Origin of the sequence: Thermoflexus sp. (genome assembly GCF_025055495.1) — a bacterium.
Taxonomy (GTDB): Bacteria; Chloroflexota; Anaerolineae; order Thermoflexales; family Thermoflexaceae; genus Thermoflexus.
Window position 1 is genome coordinate 1 of sequence record NZ_JANWXB010000407.1, and the last position, 2,962, is coordinate 2,962.

General features: G+C 64.4%; 1 protein-coding gene and 1 pseudogene. Both read left to right on the forward strand.

Annotated features, from left to right (window positions below; genetic code table 11):
- Positions 1-494: pseudogene (locus NZM16_RS13235) on the forward strand (hypothetical protein); the annotation flags it as partial.
- Positions 454-2,962: hypothetical protein (locus NZM16_RS13240; protein ID WP_295480818.1), on the forward strand; the 2,509-nt coding region annotated here is incomplete at its 3' end. The pseudogene NZM16_RS13235 and the gene NZM16_RS13240, both read left to right, overlap by 41 nt.

The window sequence follows — 2,962 nt, forward strand, 5'->3', positions numbered from 1 at the left end:
TTAAGGAGCGAGACTATGAGAGCTGGATGCGGCTGATGCTGTATCTGAGCCCGCGGGGCAGATGGCATGTCATCGGCGAGCGCATCCGCTGGGCGAATGGCATGGAGCTGGCCCAGGCGGCGGTTCAGGGCGAGACAACGCCTGTCCATTCGGGAGGACGGCCTACTTTATCTATGCCACGAGGAGCGCCGCTGCGGGTGGCCATGATGTGGCAGGCGACGCATCCTTCCCCCAGGCCCCGCAAGGTGTTCGTCCATATCGGCCGGTCGGATCAACCGCCCTTGCTCCAGCAGGACCGTCTGCCCGCGGACGGGTGGGAGCCTGTGCAGGAGTGGCGTCCCGGCAAGCAGATCATGGATCTCTACGGGTTCATGCTGGACCTGCCTCCGGGCCGTTACCTTCTCCGGGTCGGCCTTTATGATGAAAAGACCGGTCAACGGGAGCTTTCAGACCATGGCGAGGTGGTGGACCTTCTGGAGCTGGAGATTCGCTGAGGGGCTTCGTTGTCACGGGCCCCCCGTGGCCCTCTTTGTGGCCCTTTCCCTCGCATTGACTTGGCCGGTGGCCCGCACCGCCGCCTCCCATCTGGAGAACACGGGGGATGCAGTGCTGAACGCGTGGACCCTGGGCTGGGACGCGCGTCACCTGCTGCGTCCTGATCAGCTCCCCCATGCGCCGAATTTCTACCCCTATCCCTACACGCTCTATTTCTCCGAGCATCTCCTGGGGGCCGCCCTGCTGGCCACGCCCGTGATTGGCCTCACCGGCAATCCGATCTTGGCCTACAACGTTTTGTTCATCTCCTCTTTCGCCCTATCGGCCCTCGCGACCTATGCCCTCGTTCTCTGGCTGACCGGGGATCGGTCAGCGGCCACGCTGAGCGGCTTGCTCTTCGCCTCCATGACCCTGCGGTTCGGCCCATCGCCTCAGCTCCAGGTGCTGTTGAACTTCGGGATCCCCCTGGCGATTTTATTTTTGTTGCGCCTGTTCCGAACCGCTCGAACCCGGGATGCGGTCGGGCTGGCCCTGGCCTTCACCGGACAGTTTTTAGTCTCGATTTACCACGGACTGTTCCTCATCGTCGGTCTGATCGCGGTGGGGATCGAACAGGTCCTCCGTCAGTCCGCCGCGCGGCGTATTGCCTTCTGGCGCATGGCGATCCTCTCCGGGATCCTGGCGGCCGGGATTCTCCTCCCCGTCACCTGGCCCTATCTGGAGGCCCGCCGATGGGTGGGGACGCGGGGGCTGGACCAGCAGGGGTCGTTCGGCCTGCTCAGCTTTCTACTGGTGCCTCATGGGCATCTCTACGCCGGTCTTCCCCCCTTCTGGAATATCCACCGCTACGATCACGTGGAGACCCTGTTTCCGGGGATGGTGACGCTGGCGCTGGCCGCCTATGGGCTCTGGCTCAGCCGCTCACCGTGGCGCCGGCCGTTCACTCTCTTAGTGGTCCTGGGAACGGTTTTCGCGATCGGCCCGGTGCTTCGCCTGCGCCTGGAGGATCCCCCCCTGCTTCCGGCGATGCCCTATATCCTGCTCTGGCACCTCTTCCCCGGGTTCCAGGCTATCCGGGTTCCCGCGCGGATGTTCGTGCTAGCGCAGCTAGGGCTGGCCGTGCTGGCCGGCCTCGGGTGGCACGCCTGGCGTTCGCGGCTGGAGTGGCATCGATGGGCGCTCAGCGGGATAATGGCACTGGCCGTTCTCGAGGCCTACCGGGGGCCTTTCCCCCGTTTCCCGGCTCCCCAGCCGATCCCGGAGCTCGATCGACTTCTGGCCGAAATGCCTGGCATGCAGCCCTTTGTGGAATTCCCCACGATCCGGACGCTGAACATCCTCTCGGAGCCGGAGACGATGCGCCGGCTGAGCCATGCCCAGTTTACCACCCTCTATCGGAAGCAGCCCACGCCCATCGGCTACAGCGGTTTCTTCCCCCCGCTGTTCTGGGAGGTCGCCGATCGCCTGCTGTTCTTCCCCTCCCGGGAGAGCCTGGCCTTTTTCGAGGATCTGGGTGTGAAGGCGATCCTGGTGCGCGCGGAGGGCTGGGCCCCAGAGGAGCAGGCGGCCTTCGAAGCCCGCTGGGCGCTGTTCCAGGATCGCTTCTGGAAGGTCGCGGAGACCCCCGCAGGCGCCCTTTATTTGATCAAGGAGCATCCCCGATCCGGAGCAGCGCAGGTAGGGATTCGGGCTGTGCTGCAAGGAGATCGGGTCTGGCTCTTCCTGGCATTGCCTCGGGACGCGTGGCCGTGGCGCGTTTCGATCACGCCGGGCCGTTATACATTGCTCGTTATGAACCCCGCCGCACCGGAGGCTGAGGCACTTCCGCTTCAGGGCGCTCTTCCACTGGCCATGCCCGCTTACCTGGAAGCGCTGCCCGTGGGCTGGATCCCTCGACCGCTTGGCGCTTCTGTCTTAAAGATTGAGGGGCGGGTAGAGCCTGGGGAGAGCGGACGAATGAGGCTCCCGCCTCCTCGAGAGCTCTCGTTTCAGAGCGAGATTCCTCTGGATCCTTTATCCTCCAGTTCTCCCGTGCCTTTTCGAATGCCGCTGGTTGAGTTCGGGAACGGAGTCGCCTTAGTAGCAATCGCTCTGAGCGGTGTGGCCTTCTGCCCCGGGGAGACGCTGGAGTTCTCCATGTTCTGGGGCGTGCAGGACGCGCAGGCGTTTCAGGCTCAGGATTCGACCCCCGTGGTGTTCGTCCATGTGCACGATCGGGAAGGTAGGATGGTGGCGGGTCGGGATCTCCCGATCGATTTTGGGAACCGCTCTTTCCGCGAATGGAAGAGTGGGGAGGTATTCGTTCAATCTTACCGCATCCCCCTGCCGGCGGATCTTCCACCGGGTCCAGCGTCCATCGTGACTGGACTTTACCCGATCGGCCGGCCGGAGCCTCCCGCCCGCTGGGCGATCCGGTCCTCTCAGGCGCCGCTCTGGGAGCATGCCGCGGCGACGCCAGCCGTCGTGG